Annotated in this window: 17 protein-coding genes; 13 read left to right on the top strand and 4 right to left on the bottom strand. The window is 32.3% G+C overall.

Annotation, left to right across the window (positions count from 1 at the left end; translation table 11 throughout):
- The first annotated feature begins 10 nt into the window (after positions 1 to 10).
- The 13 genes from EYW44_RS02135 to EYW44_RS02195 all read left to right on the top strand — a co-directional run bounded on the left by EYW44_RS02135 (position 11) and on the right by EYW44_RS02195 (position 19,734).
- Positions 11 to 775: an SDR family oxidoreductase gene (locus tag EYW44_RS02135; RefSeq protein ID WP_207893742.1), complete on the top strand. Its 765-nt coding sequence runs from the start codon at positions 11 to 13 to the stop codon at positions 773 to 775.
- A gap of 23 nt (positions 776 to 798) precedes the next feature.
- Complete coding sequence (aldA, locus tag EYW44_RS02140; protein WP_132721950.1) at positions 799 to 2,253, top strand: aldehyde dehydrogenase; 1,455 nt, start codon at positions 799 to 801, stop codon at positions 2,251 to 2,253.
- A gap of 5 nt (positions 2,254 to 2,258) precedes the next feature.
- Positions 2,259 to 3,350 (top strand): mandelate racemase/muconate lactonizing enzyme family protein, encoded by a 1,092-nt coding sequence (locus tag EYW44_RS02145; RefSeq protein WP_132721952.1) that lies wholly within the window; start codon positions 2,259 to 2,261, stop codon positions 3,348 to 3,350.
- A 6-nt stretch (positions 3,351 to 3,356) separates the two neighbouring features.
- Entirely contained in the window at positions 3,357 to 4,475 is a 1,119-nt protein-coding gene (locus EYW44_RS02150; protein WP_132721954.1) for a glycoside hydrolase family 117 protein, read from the top strand.
- Positions 4,476 to 5,525 (top strand): sugar kinase, encoded by a 1,050-nt coding sequence (locus EYW44_RS02155; RefSeq protein ID WP_132721956.1) that lies wholly within the window; start codon positions 4,476 to 4,478, stop codon positions 5,523 to 5,525.
- A 46-nt stretch (positions 5,526 to 5,571) separates the two neighbouring features.
- Complete coding sequence (locus tag EYW44_RS02160; protein ID WP_132721958.1) at positions 5,572 to 6,249, top strand: bifunctional 4-hydroxy-2-oxoglutarate aldolase/2-dehydro-3-deoxy-phosphogluconate aldolase; 678 nt, start codon at positions 5,572 to 5,574, stop codon at positions 6,247 to 6,249.
- 10 nt (positions 6,250 to 6,259) lie between these two features.
- Positions 6,260 to 7,819: a sugar porter family MFS transporter gene (locus EYW44_RS02165; protein ID WP_132721960.1), complete on the top strand. Its 1,560-nt coding sequence runs from the start codon at positions 6,260 to 6,262 to the stop codon at positions 7,817 to 7,819.
- Between the two features lie 28 nt (positions 7,820 to 7,847).
- Positions 7,848 to 9,980, top strand: a complete 2,133-nt coding sequence (locus tag EYW44_RS02170; RefSeq protein WP_132721962.1) for a beta-galactosidase — start codon at positions 7,848 to 7,850, stop codon at positions 9,978 to 9,980.
- Positions 9,981 to 10,009: 29 nt separating this feature from the next.
- Positions 10,010 to 12,487 carry a glycoside hydrolase family 2 protein gene (locus EYW44_RS02175; protein WP_132721964.1) on the top strand — a complete coding sequence of 826 codons (2,478 nt, stop codon included), beginning with the start codon at positions 10,010 to 10,012 and terminating at the stop codon, positions 12,485 to 12,487.
- A gap of 104 nt (positions 12,488 to 12,591) precedes the next feature.
- Positions 12,592 to 13,851 (top strand): Ig-like domain-containing protein, encoded by a 1,260-nt coding sequence (locus EYW44_RS22070; protein ID WP_165872139.1) that lies wholly within the window; start codon positions 12,592 to 12,594, stop codon positions 13,849 to 13,851.
- Positions 13,852 to 14,123: 272 nt separating this feature from the next.
- A complete protein-coding gene (locus EYW44_RS02185) occupies positions 14,124 to 16,466 on the top strand; it encodes a beta-galactosidase (RefSeq protein WP_132721966.1) in 2,343 nt (780 codons plus the stop codon).
- Positions 16,459 to 18,321, top strand: coding sequence for an alkaline phosphatase D family protein (locus EYW44_RS02190; RefSeq protein WP_132721968.1), 1,863 nt, complete (start codon positions 16,459 to 16,461; stop codon positions 18,319 to 18,321). The genes EYW44_RS02185 and EYW44_RS02190 overlap by 8 nt, the downstream gene beginning before the upstream one ends.
- A gap of 21 nt (positions 18,322 to 18,342) precedes the next feature.
- The gene (locus tag EYW44_RS02195) at positions 18,343 to 19,734 is read left to right on the top strand and encodes a sulfatase (RefSeq protein WP_132721970.1); all 1,392 of its coding nucleotides are present in this window, start codon (positions 18,343 to 18,345) and stop codon (positions 19,732 to 19,734) included.
- Between the two features lie 269 nt (positions 19,735 to 20,003).
- Here the strand turns inward: EYW44_RS02195 and EYW44_RS02200 are convergent, their stop codons facing one another.
- The 4 genes from EYW44_RS02200 to EYW44_RS02215 all read right to left on the bottom strand — a co-directional run bounded on the left by EYW44_RS02200 (position 20,004) and on the right by EYW44_RS02215 (position 24,522).
- Entirely contained in the window at positions 20,004 to 20,228 is a 225-nt protein-coding gene (locus tag EYW44_RS02200; protein ID WP_132721972.1) for a hypothetical protein, read from the bottom strand.
- 129 nt (positions 20,229 to 20,357) lie between these two features.
- Complete coding sequence (locus EYW44_RS02205; protein WP_132721974.1) at positions 20,358 to 21,554, bottom strand: peptide-N-glycosidase F-related protein; 1,197 nt, start codon at positions 21,552 to 21,554, stop codon at positions 20,358 to 20,360.
- Between the two features lie 2 nt (positions 21,555 to 21,556).
- A complete protein-coding gene (locus tag EYW44_RS02210; protein WP_132721976.1) occupies positions 21,557 to 22,258 on the bottom strand; it encodes a copper homeostasis protein CutC in 702 nt (233 codons plus the stop codon).
- Positions 22,258 to 24,522, bottom strand: coding sequence for a beta-N-acetylhexosaminidase (locus tag EYW44_RS02215; RefSeq protein WP_132721978.1), 2,265 nt, complete (start codon positions 24,520 to 24,522; stop codon positions 22,258 to 22,260). The genes EYW44_RS02210 and EYW44_RS02215 overlap by 1 nt, the downstream gene beginning before the upstream one ends.
- Positions 24,523 to 24,560 lie beyond the last annotated feature (38 nt).

Here is a 24,560-nt window from a genome sequence, read left to right on the forward strand (position 1 = left end):
ATTCATGGGAATATTAAACAAATTTAGTTTAGAAGGTAAAACAGCTTTAGTAACAGGTTGTAAAAGAGGAATAGGAAAAGCGATGGCGGTAGCTTTAGCAGAGGCAGGAGCAGATATAATTGGAGTTTCAGCGTCATTAGAATTAAATGGAAGCGAGGTTGAAAAAGCAGTAACAGCTACAGGCAAATCTTTTAAAGCATATCAATGTGATTTTGGAGATAGAAAAGCATTATATGAATTTATCAAACAAGTAAAAGAAGAGTTTCCTAAAGTAGATATTCTAGTAAATAATGCAGGAACAATTTTAAGAGCCCCAGCAGTAGAACATTCTGACGAGTACTGGGATAAAGTAATTGAAATTAACCAATCTGCTCAATTTATTTTATCTAGAGAGTTTGGAAAAGAGATGGTAAAAAGAGAAGAAGGTAAAATAATTTTCACAGCCTCTTTATTAACTTTCCAAGGAGGAATTACAGTGCCAGGTTATGCCGCTAGTAAAGGGGCAGTAGGACAATTAACAATGGCTTTTGCTAATGAGTGGGCAGGTAAAGGTGTAAATGTAAACGCAATTGCACCAGGTTATATATCAACAGATAATACAGAAGCTTTAAGAAATAATCCAGAAAGAGCAACTTCAATTTTATCAAGAATTCCTGCTGGTAGATGGGGACAACCAGAAGACTTTGCTGGTCCTGTAGTATTCTTAGCTTCAAAAGCATCAGACTACATGAGTGGTTCTGTAATGTTAGTAGATGGCGGATGGATGGGAAGATAAACTAAACTTAAAACAACTAAATCATGTCAACAGTAAAAGAATATCAATTATTTATAAATGGAGAATGGATTAGCTCAACATCTGGAGAAACTATAGATGTTGTATGTCCATCAACAGAAGAAATAGTAGCCAAAGTACAAAACGGAACTCCTGAAGAAGCTATCGAAGCTCTTAAGGTAGCAGAGAAGGCTCAAAAAGAATGGCGAAAATTACCAGCTCGTACTAGAGGTGAGTATTTATATAAATTGGCAGATGAGATTGATGCTAATTCAGATAGCTTAGCAAAACTTTTGGTAAGCGAACAAGGAAAACTATTAAAAGTAGCAAAAATGGAAGTTGCAGTAACAGCAACTTTTATAAGATATGCAGCTGAAGGAGCAAGAAGAATAGAGGGAGATATTATTCCTTCGGATAATCCAAACGAACAAATTTGGATTCAAAAAATACCAAGAGGGGTTGTAGTAGCCATTACAGCTTGGAATTTTCCATTAGCATTAGCTGGAAGAAAATTAGGTCCAGCTTTAGTAGCAGGTAATACCTTGGTTATTAAACCAACTTCAGAAACACCTTTAGCAACGTTAGAATTAGGGAACTTGGCAAACAAAGTAGGGATTCCTGCGGGAGTTATTAATATTTTAACAGGTCCTGGAAGAGCTATGGGAAATGCTTTAGTTGAAAGTCCTATTACAAAAATGGTAACCATGACAGGGTCTACTCCTGTCGGGCAACAAATTGCAAGAAATGCTGCTCAAAATTTAACACATGTTCAATTAGAATTAGGAGGAAAAGCTCCTTTTATTGTATTTGAAGATGCTGATATAGATGCAGCAGTTGAGGCTGCACTTCACTCTAGATTTGATAATTGTGGACAAGTATGTACTTGTAATGAAAGAATGTACATACACGAAGGAATTTATGATGAGTTTATGGAGAAATTCATAGCAAAAGTTAAGAATCTTAAAGTAGGAGATCCTATGTTGGAAGATACTGATATGGGACCAAAAGTAAATGCTTCCGAATTAAAAAATATGGAACATTTAGTTGCGGTTAGTTTAGAAGAAGGAGCAACTTTAGCAGCAGGAGGAAAAAGACCAGAGGGAACTCAATTTGAAAAAGGGTTTTGGTTTGAGCCAACAGTACTAACTAATGTAACTCAAAGCATGACGATTGTTCACGAAGAATCTTTCGGACCAATTTTACCTGTTCTAAAGTTCAAAACATTTGATGAGGTAATAGGTTATGCTAATGATTGTGATTATGGTTTAGCGGCAATGGTATTTACAAACGATATCAGTACCATTATGAAATGTAATGAAGAGCTAGAGTTTGGAGAAATATATGTAAACCGAGGTCATGGCGAGCAGCACCAAGGATTTCATAACGGTTATAAATTATCTGGTTCAGGAGGTGAAGATGGAAAGTATGGTTTTGAACAGTACTTAGAGAAGAAAACTTTTTATGTAAGACACAAAGCTTAGTTTGAATGAATACTGCAATAAAAAATATTGATGTAAAGCTATTTGAAGTTCCTTTAGCTGAAGTGCTTTCTGATGCCAAACATGGTGATCATCATTACTTTGAATTAGTAACAGTTACCATTACTCTTGAAGACGGATCCGAAGGTACTGGGTATACCTATACTGGAGGTAAAGGAGGGTATGCTATTAAAGCTATGGTTGAACATGATTTTATAAATGTTTTAATAGGTAAAGACGGAACAGATGTAGAAGGGATTTATGATTTTTTAGAGTGGCATATTCATTATGTTGGTAGAGGAGGAATAGCTTCATTTGCCATTTCTGCTGTTGATATTGCGTTATGGGATATTCGTTGTAAAAAAGCGAATAAACCATTATGGCAAATGACTGGTGGAGTAGCAAATACATGTAAAGCGTATTGTGGAGGTATCGATTTAATGTTTCCTATTGAAAAGCTATTAAAAAGTATGGATAATTACTTGTCTAGAGGTTTTAATGCTGTGAAAATTAAAATAGGAAAAGAAAACTTAGATGAAGATATTGCTAGAATTAAAGCGGTACGAGAACATATTGGAACTGAGGTAACTTTTATGGTCGATGCTAATTATTCCATGACAAAGGAAAAAGCTATTGAAGCAATAGAGCGCTTTAAAGAGTTCGATATTACTTGGTTTGAAGAGCCTATTATACCAGATGATTACAAAGGATATGGAGAGATTGTGGAAAAAACAGGTTTTCCTTTAGCAATGGGTGAAAACTTACATACAATCCATGAGTTTGAGTATGCAATGGATCAAGCAAAACTTTCTTTTATACAACCAGATGCTTCCAATTGTGGAGGAGTAACGGGATGGTTAGCAGCAGCAAAACTAGCTAAGGAACATAATATTCCTGTTTGTTCACACGGAATGCAAGAGTTACATGTGAGTTTAGTGGCAGCACAGCCTAATTCAGGTTGGTTAGAGGTGCACAGTTTTCCTATTGATGAATATACGAAAAGACCTTTAGTAGTGGAGGATTTTAAAGCTGTAGCACCGGATGTTCCTGGAACTGGAGTTGAATTTGATTGGCAAAAACTACAGCCATTTGAAAAGTAAAAACAAATGAACAATAATATAACAGACGAACAATTAGATTTCTTAGGAATTACTAATAAAGATAAATTAAGTGCTGCAAGTAAAAGAGCGCTAAAATGGCCTATTGACTTAGGAAACGATTGGTTTTTTGAGTATGAAGTAGAAAATTTAAAAGGAGATTTAGCATATGAAGAAGGTGTGGTGAGAAGAGATCCTAGTGCAATGATAAAACACGATGAAAAATATTTCGTGTGGTATTCTAAATCTGTAGGTCCAACTGATGGGTTCGCAGGAGATATAGAAAAGGAAAAAGTATTTCCATGGGACAGGTGTGATCTTTGGTATGCAACTTCATATGATGGAATTACATGGAAAGAAGAAGGAATAGCAGTAAAAAGAGGAGAGAAAGGAGCTTATGATGATCGATCTGTTTTTACTCCAGAAGTAACGGAGCATGACGGTACTTATTATTTAGTATATCAAACAGTAAAATCACCATATGATGTAAGAGTAAAAAATCAAGTAGGTTTAGCTTGGGCTAATTCTCCTCATGGACCATGGACAAAATCAGAAGCACCAATTTTAAGTCCTGCTGATAATGGGGTTTGGAAAGGAGAAGCCGATAATCGTTTTGCAGTAGAAAAGAAAGGAGATTTCGACAGTCATAAAGTACACGATCCGTGTATCATTCCTTACAATAATAAATTCTATTTGTACTACAAAGGAGAGCAAATGGGAGAAGCAATTACGTTTGGAGGTAGACAAATAAGACATGGTGTAGCTGTTGCTGATGACCCGAAAGGACCTTATATTAAATCTGAATATAATCCTATTTCAAATAGTGGTCATGAAATTTGTGTTTGGAAATACGATGGAGGTATTGCTTCACTAATTACTACAGATGGTCCTGAGAAAAATACGGTTCAGTGGTCACCAGACGGAATTAATTTTGATATAAAGGCAGTTGTAAAAGGAGCTCCACATGCTATCGGACTAAATAGAACTGCTGATATAGAAAAAGAACCTTGTGAAATTCTTAGATGGGGATTAACTCATGAATACATGAATGATGATTATCAGTATATCAGAAGATTTACTACTTGGAAAATGAAGCATCATACAGCAAAAGGAGAAAGAGGGGAGTAAATGAAAAAGGTAGTAACATTTGGTGAAATTTTATTACGACTATCACCACCAGGATATTTAAGATTTTCTCAAGCCAATAGTTTTGATGTTCAATTTGGAGGAGGAGAAGCAAATGCAGCTGTCTCTTTAGCCAATTATGGAATTTCGGTAGATTTTATTACTAGAATTCCAGATAATGATATTGCACAATGTGCTCTTATGGAAATGCATAAGAGAGGGGTTGGTACTAATAATATCATTTTAGGAGGAGATCGATTGGGAATTTATTTTCTGGAAAATGGAGCGGTAAGTAGAGGTAGTAAAGTTGTGTATGATAGAGAAAACTCTTCAATGTCTGAAATTAAACCAGGTATGGTGAATTGGGATAACGTTTTTGAAGGAGTGGAGTGGTTTCATTGGTGTGGAATTACACCTGCTATCTCTAAAAGTGCAGCAGAGGCTTGTTTAGAGGCTGTAAAAGTAGCAGCACAAAAAGGAATCACAATTTCTACTGATTTTAATTATCGAGCAAAGCTTTGGAAATATTGTGATCATGAAGAAAGGCAAGGGATCATGTCTGAATTAACTTCATACAGTAACATCATTTTAGGGAGTGAATATGATGCAAAAATGTTCTTCAATATACTTCCTGAAGATGTCGATGAAGAGTTGTTAAATAAAGAAGAGAAAGAAAGAAAAGAGTTTCTATCAGTTTGTGATCAAACGATGGAAAGATTTCCTTCTATAAAAAAGTTTATCAAAACAAAGCGAGAATCTGTATCAGCTTCTCATAACAATTTAGAAGCAATTTTATATGAAGGAAAGCAACTATACCAATCTCCAAAATATGAGATAACAGATATTGTTGACAGAGTTGGAGGAGGAGATGCTTTTATTGGAGCGTTAATTTATGCTCTTCTAAAAGATGAAAAAGACAATCAAAGAGCTTTAAACTTTGCAATTGCTGCTTCTTGTTTAAAGCATACTATAAAAGGAGATGCCAACTTAGTGACAGTTGAAGAGGTAGAAAGGCTAATGGATGGCGATGCTTCAGGGAGAGTTTCTAGATAACTATTCATTAGAGAAGAATTTTTTCAAATAAAAAATAAGAAATAGTATGGCGAAATATTCAAGATTAGAAGTCATAAATACAATGATAGAAACAGGTTTAGTACCTCTTTTTTATCATGAAGATATCAACATAAGCAAACAGGTATTAAAAGCATGTTACGACGGTGGTGCTCGTTTGTTAGAATTTACCAATAGAGGAGATTTTGCGCATCAAGTATTCGAAGAGTTAAATAAGTATGTACTTAATAATTTACCAGGAATGGTGTTAGGTGTTGGGTCAATAACAGATGCTGGTGCAGCTTCTTTATATATGCAATTAGGAGCAAATTTTATTGTTACTCCAGTTTTAAGAGAAGATATAGCCAAAGCATGTAATAGAAGAAAAGTGTTGTGGTCTCCTGGTTGTGGAAGTTTAACAGAAATAGCAAATGCTGAAGAGTTAGGCTGTGAAATTGTGAAGCTATTTCCGGGAGGTATCTACGGACCCAATTTTGTAAAAGCAATTAAAGCACCACAACCTTGGACTATGGTGATGCCAACAGGAGGAGTATCTACAGATAAAGAAAACCTTAAAGCTTGGTTTAATGCTGGTGTTACCTGCGTTGGCGTAGGGTCTAAACTAATTTCAAAAGAAATCATTGAAAATAAAGATTTTGAAAAACTTACAGATAATGTCGCAACTACTATCAGCTTAATAAAAGAATTAAAAAAACAAACAACCTAAAAAATAAAATATGTCTAGTAAACAATTATATATCGTCCGTATAGCAACTATTGTTGCATTGGGAGGTTTTCTCTTAGGATTTGATGCGTCAGTAATTTCTGGTGTCGTAAAATTTATTGAACCTGAATTTAATTTAACAAAATTACAATTAGGATGGGCAGTAAGTTCAATTACCCTAACAGCTGCATTAGGAATGCTAATAGCAGGACCAATGAGTGACGTCTACGGAAGAAGAAAACTACTTAAATATGCGGCATTATTGTTTACAGTTTCAGCTATAGGTTCTGCATTGGCAGGTAGCTTTGTAGGATTAATTATTTTTAGATTGATTGGAGGGCTTGCAGTTGGAGCTTCTTTAATTATAGCGCCTATGTACATAGCTGAAATAGCACCAGCTGAAAAAAGAGGTCAGCTAGTATCTATCAATCAATTGAATATTGTATTAGGAATTTCAATAGCATTTTTTACAAATTATTTAATTCTAAAATGGGGTGAACTTGATGCAGATTGGGTACATACTTTTGGATTAAAAGAATGGAATTGGAGATGGATGTTAGGTATAGAAGCATTGCCTGCTATTTTATACTTCATAGGTTTGTTTATGGTACCTAGAAGTCCAAGATGGTTAATAATTCAAGATAAAAAAGAAGAAGCACTAGCGGTAATTTCAAAAGTAATTTCAAAAGAAGCCGCTAAAAGTCAAGTAGAAGAAGTAGCAAAAAGTGTATTAGAAGATAAGAATAAAGAGAAAACTAAAATTTCTGATTTGTTTAGTAAATCTATGAGGCGAGTAATTGTCATAGGTTTGGTCGTAGGTGTTTTTCAACAAATAGTAGGTATTAATGCGGTGTTGTTTTATGCTCCTATGATTTTTGAACAAACAGGAATTGGAACTGATGCCTCTTTTGTACAAGCTGTATTGGTAGGATTTACTAATTTACTATTCACAATATTTGCAATTTTTACGATTGATAAATTAGGAAGAAAACCATTATTGATCATTGGCATGGCAGGTATTGCAATTTGTCTCTTTTTGTTAACCTACGGATTTAATTCAGCTACATATTCATTAGATGCTGAAGCAATACAAAATCTTCCTGAAACATTAAGTAAAGAAAAGTTAGCGGTACTTCAAGATAAGGTTTTTGAAAACGATTTAGCGTTTAAAAAAGCAGCTTCATCAATTTTAGGTGAAGAAGTATTTAAGCAACATGAAGGAGCATTGGCTAGTGCCGGAACACATATGAACACAATTTTGATATTGATCGGAATTATAGGATTTGTTGGTTCTTTTGCAATGTCTATTGGACCAGTGATGTGGGTGCTGTTTTCTGAATTATTTCCTAATAAAATTAGAGGTTTAGCAATTTCGTTTGTTGGCTTAATAAACTTAGCAGTATCATTTTTAGTACAATTATTATTTCCGTGGCAACTATCTACGTTAGGTAGTACAAAAACATTTTTAATTTACGGTTTGTTTGCAGTTGTAGGGTTTGTTTTTATCTGGTTTAAAGTTCCTGAAACAAAAGGAAAATCTTTAGAAGAATTAGAAGAAGCATTAGTTAAATAGAATTTACCTCTTTAATAAGAACTACAGCATGAAAACTTTCTTTCAGTACTACGTATTTTTAATGGTGAGTATTTTAATGTTTACCAATTGTGAAACGCAAAAAAAAGACCATAATATTCAAAACAAAGAACACAAATTGATGCTTTTTGATTTTGAAAATATTCAAGAAAAATCGAGAATACAACCTCAAGACGCAACTTTTGAATTTGTAGAAGAAGCAAGTAATAATTATATAAAAGTTAATAATGGGTTTACTATAAAAGAACCTGGTGTAAAATTATTAGCGAAAAAAGAAGCTCCATGGGATTTATCTTCTTTTTTTCAGGTAAAAGCTGATGTAAAGAATATTGGAGAAGAAGATATTCAAGTAGAAATGTTTGTTGGAAACGACCCTAATTTGTTGTTACGTTGGTATTGTTCTGATTATGTTGATTTAAAGCCTGGGGAATCAAAAACGATAATTGTTGATTTAGCTTGGTCTCCTTGGATAAATAAACCTCAAATAGAATTTAAGGGAATGAATGGGGCACCAGGGAAAATAAAGGCAGATTTAACGAAAGTCACAGAAATTACATTCAACTCTCGTTATGCTATGAAACAAAATAATTTTACAGTTGATAATGTAAGAGCTGAAGGAAAATATGAAGAGAAAGACTCAAGTAATTTTTTTCCTTTTGTTGATGAATTCGGTCAGTATAAGCATGCTGATTGGAAAGGTAAAATGCACTCGACTGAAGAGTTACAAGAAACAGCAAATAAAGAACTGGCTATTTTAAATGGAAGTAAAGGGGCTCCAAATATTGGAAAATATGGAGGATGGACCGCAGGACCAAAATTAAAAGCAACTGGTTTTTTTAGAACTGAAAAGTTAGATGGTAAATGGTGGATGGTTGATCCAGAAGGATATTTATTCTGGACAGCTGGTTTAAATTGTGTATCGTCTAGTTCTGTTGCTACAGGAATCACAGATAGAGAAAGTTATTTCTCATCAATGCCGAATAAAGAAGAAAAACTAGGTCAGTTTTATCAAGAAACGAAATTTGTGCCGAATCATGGTTTTTATTTTGATAAAGTCCCATATACTACGTACAACTTTTATCAAAGCAATCTTTATAGAAAATATGGAGATGCTTGGAAGGAAAAATTTCAAGATATAGCTCATAAAAGAATCAAAGATTGGGGGATGAATACCATTGGGTTTATGTCTGATTTTGGAGCTACTCGCCAAGGTAGAACTCCATATGTTGGTTCAATATGGATTAAAGAGACTCCAAAAATTCTGGCTTCAAAAGGGTATTGGGGACCAATGCATGATGTTTTTGATCCTGATTTTAGAAAAGCTGTTAAAGAATCAATTTTAGCACAAAAAGAAGGGGCTAATGATCCTTGGTGTATTGGATATTTTATAGACAATGAATTGTCGTGGGGACTTTTAGGCTCTCTTTCTGTAGGAACTTTAAAAAGTCCAAAAACACAACCCGCCAAAATTCAATTTATTCAAGATTTAAAAGAGAAGTATCAAGATATAAAAAACTTAAATAAAGTTTGGGGATCAGCATATACTTCTTGGGATCAAATGCTGGAGTTACAAAAAGCTCCAAACAAAGAATTAGCAAAAGATGATTTAGTTACTTTTTATAGAAAAATTGCTGATACATATTTTAAAACTATTTATGAAGAAATTAAAAAAGTAGCACCTAATCAGAATTATTTAGGGTGTCGCTTTGCATGGGCTAATAACGATGTTGTTTTGTCAACAGCTAGTAAATATTTAGACATCATGAGTTTTAATAAATACGAATACAGTGTAGAAAAGTTTACGTTACCTAAAGAAGTAGATAAGCCAGTAATGATAGGAGAATTTCACTTTGGAGCTACTGATAGAGGAAGTTTCCATGTTGGGGTAAAAAAGGCAAAAACTCAAGAAGAAAGAGGTCAAATGTATCAAGATTATATTCAAGGAGCACTTAGAAATCCGTATATAATTGGTGCGCATTGGTTTCAGTATATAGATGAACCTAATACAGGGCGTTTTGATGGTGAAAATTACAATGTTGGTTTTATAGATGTTTGCGATAATCCTTTTGAAGAAGTCATAGAAAAAGTGAAAGAAACAACCTATAACATGTATGAATATCGTAGAGATAATCATTCAAAATAAAATGAAATAAAACCAAATCTACCTAAAAAATGAAAAATATTAGTCAAGACGAAAAAGAGAAAATGAGTAGAAAAGGAGTCAATTCCAATAAGAAAATTGTTTTCGATTTAAGTGGAAATAATTGGCAAATGGAAGGGATTCGACCAGGTGAAGGAGTCAAAACAGGTTTTCATGAACTTAACTTTGATATAACAGGAGATTCATTTAATTGGATTTATGCTAAAGTTCCTGGTGATGTTTATACAGACTTATGGAGAGCGGGAAGATTAGATGATCCACATTATGGCAGAAATAGTTTAAAAGCAAAATGGGTTCCAGAGAATGAATGGTGGTACAAACGTCAATTTGATGTTCCTAAAGAAATGTTTGAAAAGAGAATTCAGTTGGTTTTTGATGGAGTTGATTTTGCTTGTGATGTTTGGTTGAATGGGGAGTTTTTAGGAACTCATGAAGGAATGTTTTCTAAATTTAAATTCGATGTGTCAAAGGTCATTCGTTTTGAGAATTTACGTTTTGGAACTAATGTATTAATGGTCCGTTTGCACCCAGCTCCAAGACGTTATAGTCAGGTTGCTGGAAGGAAGCCTGCATGGCACGGAGATTATTGGGTGAGTTTACCTCCAACAGGTATTTGGAAACCTGTGTATTTAGAAGCCATGGGAAATGTTACGGTAGAAGATACTTATGTGCAATCGACTCTGATTTCTGAAGAATCAGCAAAACTTGATATTGAAGTTGAATTAGAAAATCATATTGAAGAAACCAAAACAGTAAATTTAGAAGTAGCAATTGAAGGAGAAAATTTCGATTCTAAAGTCTATGCTGTTTCAAAAGAAGTAAGCCTAAATGCAGGTGTTAATAAAGTTCAATTAGCATTAAATATTGAAGATGCAAAATTTTGGTGGCCTTGGGACTTAGGAGATCAAAATCTATACAAAGCGAAAGTAACTGTTTTAGAAGATGAAAGTTTACATGATACAACAGAAACTATTTTTGGTATTAGAGAAATAAAAATGGAGCATAATCCAGGATTCACCAAAGAACAAGTAGAAAATCCTTGGACAGTTATGATTAATGGAAAACGTCACTTTATGCGTTCAGGTACTTGGGGCGGACCACCAGATATTTTTATGGGAAGAGCACATAAAAGTAAATATGAAGAGTTAATCAGATTAGCTAAAGAGGCAAACTTTAATAACTTGCGAATTTTTGGTTGGCATCCAGAAGAGATACCATATTTCTATGAACTATGTAATAGAGCAGGTATTACAGTATGGCAAGATGTACTACCATTAGCAAGTTTATCTTTACCAAAAGATGAAGAGTTTAAAAAAGCTGTTTTTGAAGAAGCTATAGCATCTGTTAAAGAGCAACGCAATCATCCTTGTATTGTGTTACTTGAAGGTTCAGAAGAATTGTTTATGACTGCATCTGATCCGCAGCACAATCTTAATTTCGTGAATGAATTAGGAGAAGCAATAAAACCATACACTTCTTTGTACTACATTCCGTCTTCGCCTTTAAGTGATGAGGTAGGATTAAACTTAGGTTTTAAACCTAATGAAAGTTATCATGCAAATGATTTGTTTTATGGTGAAGGAGAATTTGTAATGGAAGATTATTTTCCAAGTTTAGATTACGCTGTTATTCCAGAATTAGCTATTTCATCTTGTCCGAATGTAGAGAGTATTAAAAAGTTTATTCCTGAAGATGAAATTTGGCCACCAGGACCAAGTTGGGGGCATCACTGGACAGATTTTGATGCGTTACGAACATTGAATTTTGAAGTACTAGGAGACCAATCTAGAGATGGTTTTGAAAAGTTTGTAGAAGCTACTCAAATTGCGCAAGGTGTCATTTTTCAATATGCATTAGAACATTTCAGAACTAGAAAGCCTAAAACGAGTGCCATTTGTATTTGTCATTATATCACCTTTGCTCCAGATATGAAATGGGGAATTGTAGATTATTATCAAGAAAAAAAACAATCTTTCGGTTATGTTAAAAAAGCATACCAACCGGTTTTAATAACAATGAAACATTATAGCAGACGCTGGTTACCTGGAGAAGAGTTTACAGGTGAATTATGGATTGTAAATGATTATTACAAGTCATTTAAAAATTGTAAAGCAACGATCAAGTTTTTAGACGCAAACAAATCTGTAGTAAAACAAGAGTTTTATGAAATAGACAAAATTTTAGGAGATAGTTCTAGCAAGTTTATAGATGTTTCATGTAATGTACCTGGAAAGTTAGGAGATAAATTCTATGTAGAAATTAATCTGATAGATGAGAAAGGACAAGAATTATCAGTAAATGACTATATGCTTCTGGTAGCAGACAAAGACAAAGATAAAAAAGAGTTAAGAGCCATAGGTAAAGAAGCCTTTGATATTAAGCAAAAGTATGGTTGGGCTAATTACTTTAGGTATTACCCTAGTTTAGGAGGGGAAGAAGGATATAAAGAGGCAGATGAAACAATGCCAATAGCAAGAGGTTTTGAATAATATTTACGAAATCTTATTTAGTAGCGTAATAAGTCACGATACTTTTAGTTTCAATAAACAAATAACCCAATAAATATTAAAATTTTAGATTTATGTTTAACAAAATGAAGTTTATACAAATAGCAAAATCAGTTTTGATGTTGTTTGTATTTCAAATGATAGTAAGTTGTGGGGGTACAGAATCGGAAGATCCTAAAACAACAGATGATACTCCAACTGCAACAGACGATACTTTAACAGTAAAAGAGAATAGTAAAGCAGGAACTTCCAATCAAGTAAATGTTGCAGCGAATGATGAGATTGGAGATGATGGAGGTGATACAGATAATTTTGAAGTAGTTACACAACCAGAAAAAGGAACTGTAAATGAAGTAAGTGATGGAGTATTTGAGTATGTGCCAAATCAAGATTTTTTCGGAACAGATTCGTTCACATACAAAATATCAGATGTAGATGGAGATAATAGTACAGCTAAAGTTACTATTATAGTTGAAGAATTTACACCAACCGCTGATAGTTTTAACAATATAGGATCGGAGTTTCCTTCTTTTACCTATATTGAAGATACAACACCAGAAGGGAAAGAATGGGTAAAGTTTGAGCCTATGTCAGATGAGTTTGATACTTGGGATGCCACAAAATGGTTTAAATCAACATGGAATTATGGAGTGCCAGTTTTTATGTCAGAATCTTCAGATAATTCAGGAGTAACTGACGGAAAGTTATGGATAAAAGCTACTTTAAATGAAAGTAATCTAGATAATAGATGGTTTCAAACAGCAAGAATTCATTCAAGAGAAGAAACAAAATATCCAATGTATACAGAAGCCAGAGTTCAAACTGCTCATATTTCTGCATACAATACATTTTGGTTAAATAATGGAGATATTAATAACAGAGATGAAATTGATATTATTGAAAACAACTCGAAACCTTCATGCGGATGTCAGCCAGATTTTCCTAATCAAATGAACTCACAGTATTTTCAAGCAGATGAAAATGAAACACCACAAACAGTTCGTAATAAAGGAAATTATTTAAGATCTAATTTATCAGATGCAAATCCTTTAAAAAATGTAGGTTGGAATGAAGGGTATCATACTTATGGAGTTTGGTGGAAAGATTCAAAACACATTCAATTTTATTTAGATGGAGAACCAGCAGGGAGTGTTGTCGTTGGTGAGCATAATGATGGAAATACTTACAATAGAGGATTTACTCGTGAGTTAGAAATTATTTTCGATTTATGGACTAGTGATGATGATTGGTTAGGTGGACTTCCTCCAAAAAGTGAATTAGGAGATGACACTATAAATACAATGAAAATAGACTGGGTTAGAACTTGGAAATTGGAAAATAAATAGCAGTAATTTTCATTAAAAAGATTTAAAAAGGGTATGGTTTTTTCGGAATTGAGAAAATCGTGCCCTTTTTTTTGTGTTAATTTTAAGAAAAAGCGAAAAATTTAATTGAAAAAAACTTTACATGCCTGTTATATGCCTTATTTCAAGGCGTTTTTGTCAACGGATTTTGTTTTCTTGCAAGAGAAGAAAATTACCAAATAATCAAAAATAAGCTCTAAATAATGATGAATAATCATTTTTGTTTAGTGCTTTTTTTTAGAAAATGAAATAGTATGACAATTAAAAATCCATGTAATATATTCTTATTACTGCTACTTGCATTTTTTTCTTGTAAAGAGAATAATCAACCAAAATCAACAGCAAAAAAAATATGGAATTATAACTCAGAAATCATCATAAATGATTTTGAAAATAATGCTACTCTTAATTTTGAAAATGTAAATTCCAAACATGAGTTTATAAGTATATCAGAGGATAACAAAGTATTAAAAGTTGCTTTTGAAAAAGACAATAAAACAAGCGGAATATTATTAGCAGCTAAAGAACCATGGGAATTAGATAAAAGTAAAAAGTTTTGTTTGGTTTTTGATGCTAAAAGTGAAGGAGAGCATTCTTCATTTTTAAATGTAGAGGTTAAAAATGATAAAGGACATTTAACAAGAAGATTTGTTAGTATTCGACCTAATGAATTTAATTCTTATTATTTCGAATTAACTACACAACAAGAAGATATAGATAGTGGATTAAGAGATACACCAAAAGCGTGGGATACTGATGCAATTCCACTAAAAATAAGTGGATTATTAGGTAAGATTGATTTTTCTAAAGTGGCTTCTATTAAAATTTTCTCTAATAGTGGTTATAAAGATAAAACAGTGACACTAGATAATATTCGATTTGTAGAAAGTCCAGAAAGGGATCCTAATTTCTTAAAAGGAATTGTTGATAAATACGGACAGAATGCTAAAATGGATTTTCCTATTAAAGTAAGTTCAGATGACGAACTGAAAAACATAGCTGATGAAGAATTAAAGTCTTTAGCAGAATACACATTAATGCCAGATAGAAGTCAGTATGGAGGATGGAAAGATGGACCAAAGTTGAAAGCAACAGGTTTTTTTAGAAAAGAAAAAGTAAATGGAAAATGGGCATTAGTAGATCCTGAAGGATATATTTTCTTTTCAATAGGATTAGCTAACGTTAGAATGGCAAATTCTACAACATATACGGGTATTGATTATACAGATGAAGATATCAAACACAGAGACCCTGAAGATGTAACTCCAGAAGACTCTAAAGGGGTTGTTGCCGTACCTAAAGAAATTATGAAAACTGGGCATGTAACGAATAAACTAAGAAATGATATGTTTGTAAGTCTGCCAGATATTGAAGGACCTTTAGCAGATCATTACAGTTATAGAAAAGAATCTCATTTTGGACCTGTAGAGCATGGACAAACATTTAGTTTTTATAGTGCCAATTTAGAAAGACGTTACGGAGAGCAATACCCAAAATCATACATTGATAAATGGTTACAAGTAACAGAAGATAGAATGAGAAATTGGGGATTTACTTCATTTGGAAACTGGATAGATCCTGCTTTTTATCATAGAAATAAATTGCCATATTTTGCCAATGGATGGATTATTGGAGATTTTCAAAAAGTATATTCAGGTTTAGATTATTGGGGACCAATGCCAGACCCTTTTGATCCTGAATTTGAGCGTAGAGCAAAAAAATCGATAGATGTTGTAGCTGAAGAGGTTAAAAATAATCCATGGTGTATTGGTGTATTTATAGATAATGAAAGAAGCTGGGGAGCTACTAGTGCTAAAAAATATCATTATGGACTAGTATTAGATGGACTTTCAAAAGATATGACTAGTTATTTGAAAAGGCATTCAATGAAAGTTTTAAGAAAAAAGTATGCAACAATTCAAGAATTAAATTCAGCATGGAAAACAGATATCGCATCATGGCAGGTTTTAGAAGAAGGAGTTAATTACAAGACTAAAAAAGACTTTTCTGAAGGAATGATAGCAGATTTATCTGTGCTGTTAGAAGCTTTTGCTACTAAGTATTTTCAAGTTATTCATGATGCTTTAGCTCAAAAAATGCCAAATCATATGTATTTAGGATGTCGTTTCGCAGTTTGGGGAGTTACACCAGAAGTAAGAAAATCAGCAGCAAAATTTGTTGATGTATTTAGTTATAATTATTACAAAGAAGGAATTGGTAAAAAGTACTGGAAGTTTTTAGAAGAAGTTGATATGCCAACATTAATTGGAGAGTATCATATTGGTGCTCCAGATTCAGGATTGTTACATTCTGGTTTAGTGCATGCTACTGATCAAGAAGATCGTGCAAGAATGTGGGAAGACTATGCAAATTCAGTAATTGATAATCCATATTTAGTAGGGTGTCATTGGTTTCAATATTTAGATTCTCCTTTAACTGGTAGGGCGCATGATGGAGAAAATTATAATGTAGGATTTGTATCGGCTACCGATATTCCATATCCTCCAATGATAAAAAAGGCAAAAGAAATAAATTCAGGATTATATACAAGAAGATTTGGAAACCCAGATAAATACAAACAAACAAATAATGATTAACAGTAATAAATTATTTTTCAAAAGAACAATTGTAGTATTCTTGCTAGTATTACTATCATTGAATATTCAAGCACAAAAAAATCTATTAAAGTTGCCTGATTATATAGCTCCTAAAGATAGAATAGCATTTGCGCTTTATACAATTCATGAAAATACATTAAAGCTTACAGCTCAATTTTATCCGATAGAAAACGTAGAACCTTTTGAAGCCAGTTTAGAGGTTTTTATAAATAATGAATGGAAAAAAATAGCTGAAACTAGAATTATATATCCTGGCTATACGGCGCCATTTAGAGTAGGAAATTGGGACGATACCAAAGAGGTGAGGTATAGAGTTAATCATAATAACACAGCTTTTTACGAAGGAATCTTAAGAAAAAATCCTATAGATAAAGAAGAGTTTGTAATGGCAGCATTCACTTGTAATTCTATTTATCCAGGTCATGGAGGTGATATTTCAAGAGAAGACATTGTATCGAATGTAAAAAAGATAAAACCAGATTTATTGTTTTTTTCTGGAGATCAAGTATATGATCATAGCCAGCATTATTTGTATTGGCTGAAGTTTGGTAAAGATTTTGAAGAAATTATTAGAAATACACCAACAATTACAATTCCAGATGATCACGATATTGGTCAAGGAAACCTTTGGGGACAAGGCGGAAAAAAAGCAACATCGAGAAGAGGGAAATCAGGCGGGTATTATATGCCAATTTCTTACATACAGGAAGTAGAAAGGGCACAAACAAGTCATTTGCCTGATCCTTATGATGCAACACCTATAGAAAGAGGTATTGGTGTGTATTATACCGATTTAAAATGGGGAGGTATGAGTTTTGCTATTTTAGAGGATAGAAAATTTAAATCGGGAATTGATGTATTAGCTGAAAAAATTACAGATGTTTTTCCGAATGGTTCTTATGAAGCTATTTTTAATCCGAATGTAGATACTAAAAGAATGGATATTGAGGGATTAAAATTACTAGGTGATAGGCAACTTAAATTTTTAGAAGATTGGACTACCGATTGGAAAGATGCAAGTATGAAAACGGTATTGTCTCAAACTATTTTTTCACAGGTAAATAATTATTCAGGAAAACATGATAGAGAGCTTTTAGCTGATTTTGATACGAATGCTTGGCCGCAAACAGGAAGAAATAAAGCATTGTCTGTAATTAGAAAAAGTTTTTCTGTAATGGTTGCTGGAGATCAACATTTAGGAAGTGTAGTAAAACACGGAATAGATGATTATGGAGATGCTGGATATTCGTTTTGTACACCAGCCATTGCAAATTTTTGGTTACGCTGGTGGGATCCTAAAACACCAGGAGCAAATCAAGAAAAAAATAGTCCGAAATATACAGGAGATTTCTTAGACGGATTTCAAAATAAAATGACAGTAAAAGCTGTAGGAAATCCTACGTTACCAGAAATTAAAGAAGGTGGTAAACTTTCTACTAGAGCTGCTGGTTATGGAATTGTACGCTACAATAAAAGAACAAGAGACATTACTTTTGATTGTTGGGGAAGAAATATAAATATTACAGATCCTAAAAGTAAGCAGTACCCAGGGTGGCCTATTACCATTAATCAAACAGATAATTTTACGATACAATATGGCTATGAGTTACCTGTTTTAAAAATTTCAAAACCAAATCAAGTAGTGACTATTGTAAATAGTTATACCAAAGATGTAATTTCTTCACTAAGGATAAAAGGAACAGATTATCATCCTAAAGTTTTAAAAGAGGGAGAATATGATATTATAGTTGGAGAAGGAACTAGCATGATTGATATGAAAAATCTTAAGGCAAAAAAAATAAATAGAGTAGTTAAAGAAGTTTATGTAAAGTAAAGTTTTGAAAGATCATCGAAAATGAGAAAAGTTAGTTTAATAATATTACTTTTTTGGGAATTGATTTTTTACGCTCAAAAAAAGCAACCAAATATTATCCTTATAGTAGCTGATGATGCAGGTTATGCAGATTTTGGATTTCAGGGTAGTAAAGTTTTAAAAACTCCACATTTAGATAAGCTTGCTAACCAAGGAATGAAATTTACACAAGCTTATGTAACAGCTGCTGTTTGTGGCCCTTCAAGAGCAGGTCTTCTTACAGGTAAATATCAACAAAGGTTTGGATACGAAGAAAACAATGTTCCTGGTTATATGGGGAACTCTAGCTTAAAAGGTGATGAAATGGGATTACCTTTAGATCAAATAACTATGGGGAGTTATATGAAAAAGCTAGGGTATAAAACAGCTATTATAGGAAAATGGCATCTTGGAAATGCAGATAAATATCATCCAACAAAAAGAGGTTTTGATTTTTTTTATGGATTTAGAGGAGGAGCAAGATCTTATTTTGAATTTAATGATCAAAATCCAAACCATAGAGTTGAAGATTATTTAGAGTTTGGCTTTAAAAAGTTCAAAGAGGATTCCGAATATTTAACAGATGCTTTTGCTAATAAAACTATAAACTTTATTGAAACAAATTATAAAAAACCATTTTTTCTGGTGTTAGCTTTTAATGCAGTTCACACACCAATGGAGGCGGAAGAAAAGGATTTAAAAGTGTTTCCAAATCTAAAAGGTAAAAGAAAAACTTTAGCAGCGATGACATTATCTATGGATAGAGCTTGTGGTAGAATTTTTAATAAAATAGAAGAATTAAAAATTGACGAGAATACTATAATTGTATTTATGAATGATAATGGAGGTCCTACAGATACAAATGGAGCTATAAATGATCCTTTGAGCGGAACTAAAGCAAACCATTTAGAAGGAGGTATACGAATACCATTTGTTATGCATTGGGATAAAGTAATTCCTTATAAATCGGTTTATAACTATCCAGTAAGTACAATGGATTTATTACCAACTTTTTATAAAATTGGAGGAGGTAATGTAAAAGATTTGAAAGATATTGATGGTGTTGATTTATTGCCCTTTATCAAAAAAGATAAATTAAACAGACCTCATTCTAAATTATTTTGGAAGAAAGAAAACAGGGCAGCTATTAGAGATGGAGATTGGAAATTATTGCGTTATCCTGATCGTCCTGCTGAACTATATAATTTAAACGAAGATATTTCTGAAGTAAATAATTTGGCTTCTAAATATCCTGAAAGAGTCAAAAAAATGTATAAAAACTTGTTTAATTGGGAACTTACTTTAAAAAGACCTTTATGGCAATTGAAAAGAGAATATGAAGGTAAGGCTATGAAACGTATGGATTCTTATAGAAAGCAAGAGAGAAATAAGTAGTTAAAAAACAAAAATATATTTTCATTTTATGAAAATGTGGGTGTTTATATGCGGAAAAGTAGTTGTTTAAAGTTTATTTAAACAGCTACTTTCTTTTTTGATATTAATACAAGAAAACGAAAAACCATCGTTTACAACGATGGTTTTTGTTTTTAAATTTATTAATGGAATATTTATAAATTCAAAATATGGAATTGATTAAAGATAAGATCGGACTATTCTTTAAGTAGCCCGATCTTACTGAAAGAATAACTAATACTATTATTAAATTAAATTGTTAGAGGTTTACCTTTCAACCTCGCTTCTATCTTACGCTTTTTAAGCGTAATACGCTTCATTATATCCATTAACTTTGAGTCTTTTGTTTTTTTGTAAATCTCATTCAAAGCTAATACTAGTCTTTTTGCTTCTCTAGAAGCTACAACTCTGTCACTAGTAGACATGTTTTTCATTTTAGCCTGTTCAAAGGCAATTGCTTCATTTACGATATCCATAATAAACTATTTTGTTTAACTTATATCAAAAATAAGTAAACAAAATTGATTTTAAAACTAAATCTTAGTGATTTAACAGAATTTTAGATATGTTTAAAAAATCTAAATAAAAATACCTTTTACGTAAAATTATTCCTCATAAGTAATGTAAGCAGAAACCATCCAATAGTTAATTTTATCACCGTCTATTGCTTGTGCTTTAGGAATACTAATTTCTAATTGATGCGAACCCGAATTAATATTTCCAATTTCAATAATTTCTGGATTTACTTTACTTCCAGGACACCAGTTAGATCTGGATAAATCAGAAGAAGCAATTCGTTCATCTATTTCTTTACCTTTCCACATAGTTTTAGAACTCCAAACACCAGAAGAAGGATTGAATCTTCTAAAACTAGCACAGTCATCACGCCAAGGAATAAATTGCTTAATAATGGTATTATCTAGTTTAATAATATTCTCTTTTTGGGTAAATTCATCACCTTCACTATGTCCTCCATGACCTGTAGTTGTGTAATATAACTTTGCATTTTTTAAAGGAGTATCATTTGTAAAACTAACAGTTAATGTACCTTTATTAAAAGCATCATAATATTTTTGATTGGCACTATACTTTATGGTATTTACCAACGGTATTACGTTGGTTTTTTCTTTTTGATGATTTGGAATGTTAGATTCTTTAAAACTTAAATCAGCAGAAATTTGATATCCTTCTTTTGTCCATGTATCAATAAAAACACCAACATAAAATTCGTGTTTTAGAAGAGGTAATAAATGCGTGATATTTTGTTGCCAAACAACATTGTCTTCCCATTTTGGTATGTACACAGGTTTTAATTGTTTTACACGTTCATCGTTGTTAAAAAAGCCTACACCAAAAGGTGTCATAAAACGCAGTAATTCAACAGAAGGTTTATATTCTTTTTTATCATGAGTAAATGAATGCACTCCCCAATTATTATCGTTCAAAATATCTTTAAAACTGGCTTTCTCAAAATCAATAATACTTAAATCAGAAGTAGCAGGAATAATAAACAATGATCCAGATTTGTCCCAAGGATCACCATTTGAGGTTAAAGAAACATTTAAAGTAACTTCAGGTTGTATTTCATAAGAAGGAATGTTAACTTTTTTTAGAAGTACTCTTCCGGCGTCCATTCTATAAAAACCATCGAGTAATTTTATAGAATCACTTTTAATAGCAGGATCAAAGTACAAATTGGTATTGTTAAAAACAGTTATGTGCTGATCTCCAATTGAGGTTAAAGGTTTGGTACAACCGATAATTAAAAGCGTAAAAAAAATGAAAAGATATTTATAACTCATTATTAAGATTGAATTTGAGTGAGTAGTTGTTGTATGATATTAATATCAGAAATACGTTGCGGAATATTTCCAAAATAATCAGATTGCTCTTGTTTTTGTACCGTGGAAGCAGAGCTATGTATCGTAGTAATTTTTGCATCTTTAAAAAGATGAACATTCGTTATGTTTATTCCACTGCCTGCTAAAATGGTAATTTTATTTCCATATTTTTCTTGTAATTCTTTCAAAAGAAGAATACCATCTGCTGCATTAGATTTTTGACCAGAAGTTAACACCGTTTCCACACCAAGTTCAATTAATTGTTCAATTGCAGTATAAGGGTTTGGAGTAATATCAAAAGCACGATGAAAAGTAAAAGGTAATGGTTTAGCTAATTCAATTAACTCTTTAGTTCTGTTAACATCGATGCTATTATCTGCATTTAAAATACCTGAAACAATACCATGCAATCCTAGTTTTTTACAGAGTTCAATATTTTGCTTCATTATTTCAAACTCAGTATTTGAATACATAAAATTTCCACTTCTGGGGCGTATTAAAACAAATGTTGTTATAGATAAGTTTTCTGCAACTTGTTTTAATAAACCATAAGAAGGCGTAATTCCTCCGATACTTAATTCAGAGCAAAGTTCTATTCTGTCAGCACCAGCTAGTTGAGCGTTTAAAGCAGATTGGTATGAGTTAGTGCAAATTTCGAGTTTCATTAATCAATAATTATTTCGTCAATAAATGTCCAAGCTTTGTAGCCTGCACCTTGATTTCCTTCTGGTATTATTCCAAAATTAGGAATGTCAATATCAATTTTAGAAGCGTTAATATTTTGAAACTTCGTATGTACATTACAAAGTAACGAATCTCTATTGTTGATAGTAATAAAGTCAGATGTAGTAATTATAGAATCGTTGAGAAAAAAATCGAATTTAATTTTTTTAGGAGCATAAATCCATTGTCCATTACCATTATGAAAGCGTAATTTAATAGCATTTATGGTTGTAGTATCATCTAAATCAATTGTAATTTTCACATCTTTTCCAGAAAAACCTAACCATTCTTTATCTCCATAGCGTTTGTTGCTACCTGAAATCCCATTGATTAATGCATTTTTACCTCCTGCATTGTAAGAAGAATGTGGATCAGTATTTAAAGTAATTGTTTTTCCAACTCCTTTATGAAGATTTATTGTAGTTGTAAATAAGCTACTAATCTGCTTTTCTTCATCGAAATTAGCTGCATTAAGTATCGTGTTTTTACTGATTGAAATAGGTTGAGTGTATAATTTAGAAGCATAGTTTGGAGTAGATCCATCTAAAGTATATCGTATATTTTTTATTTCTGAAGATGAGTGCAATGAATATGTTGTTCCATTGAATTCTCCACTTACCTCATTTAAGTCATTGGCATATTTTATTTGTTTAGCATCCAAACGCTTTTGAAAATGAATCAATCTCTTTTTAAAATTGTCATAATTTTTTAATTCATTTTTAGACCATACTACTTCAGCCAAAGCAATGGCTCTTGGAAATGCCATATATGCTACTTTTTCAGGAGTTTTCATATATTCTGTCCAAATATTTCCTTGCGCACCTAATACATATTGTTGTTCTTCTTTAGTTAATTCTGGAGGGATTGGATTAAATGTATATACCTTTTCTAAAGGTAAAAATCCACCAATTGCTATAGGTTCATTTTCATTTTCAGATTGATAATAATCAAAATAACAATGAGAGGTAGGAGTTAAAATAACAGGATGTTTTTGTTTGGCGGCTTCAATAGCACCTTTAGTGCCTCGCCAAGACATAACAGTAGCGTTTGGAGCCAAACCTCCTTCTAAAATTTCATCCCAACCAATAATTTGTTTCCCTTTAGAATTAATGTACTTTTCCATTCTGGAAATGAAATAACTTTGTAGTTCATGTTCGTCTTTTAAGTTATTTTCTTTAATCAGCTGTTGGCAAAAAGTACTATTTTTCCATTTAGTTTTAGGGGCTTCATCTCCACCTATATGAATATATTTACTAGGAAATAAAGTAATAACTTCGTCTATAACACCCTCTAAAAATGTAAAAGTGGTTTCTGTAGGGCAATACACTTCATCATACATTCCCCATTTAGTAGCTACTTTCACAGTATCTTTCGTGCAACCTAATTCTGGATAGGCAGCAATTGCAGCTTGAGAATGTCCTGGCATTTCTATTTCAGGAATAATAGTTACAAAACGTTTAGAAGCATAAGCAACAATTTCTTTAATTTCTTCTTGTGTATAATATCCGCCATATTTTTTACCATCAAATTGTTGAGGTTGATCGTTATAATGTCCGATTAAAGTTTCATCTCTGTAAGCGGCAATTTCTTGTAACTTCGGGTATTTTTTAATTTCTATTCTCCATCCTTGGTCTTCAGTTAAATGCCAATGAAAAGTATTCATTTTTAATGAAGCAATTACATCAATATACTTTTTAATAAATGATACAGGAAACATATGTCTAGCAACATCTAAATGCATTCCTCTATATGAAAACTGAGGTTTGTCTTTAATTTCTATACATTGAATAGCGATTTCATTAGCTTCATTTTTAGGAGGTAATAATTGTAGTAATGTTTGTACTCCATAAAAAGCGCCTTTGGCAGTTTTAGACTTAATTTCTATTTTGTTTTTGTTGATAGATAAGTGATATGCTTCATCATTCTGAATTTTTGAATCAATTGAGAAATGAATACTGCTAGTATTTTCATCAGAAGTTGTATTGATATTAAGATTTGTTTTTAAAAAATCATCAAAATAAGTTTGTACAACTGATAAATCGGTATCAGAAGAAAGTTGAGTTTTATTAGAAAGTATAAAAGTTCCTTCTTTTGTATTTTGAAATTCAGGAATAGGAATAATGGATGGTTGAATAGGTTCAGGTAATTTTTTCGCACATTGTATAAGTGTTAATGAGAACGCTATTAAGTACTTGAAAATTTTCATTTTAGTATATTAGAAACCTAAAAATAATAATCCAAACC

The organism is Tenacibaculum sp. M341, assembly GCF_004337695.1.
GTDB lineage: Bacteria > Bacteroidota > Bacteroidia > Flavobacteriales > Flavobacteriaceae > Polaribacter.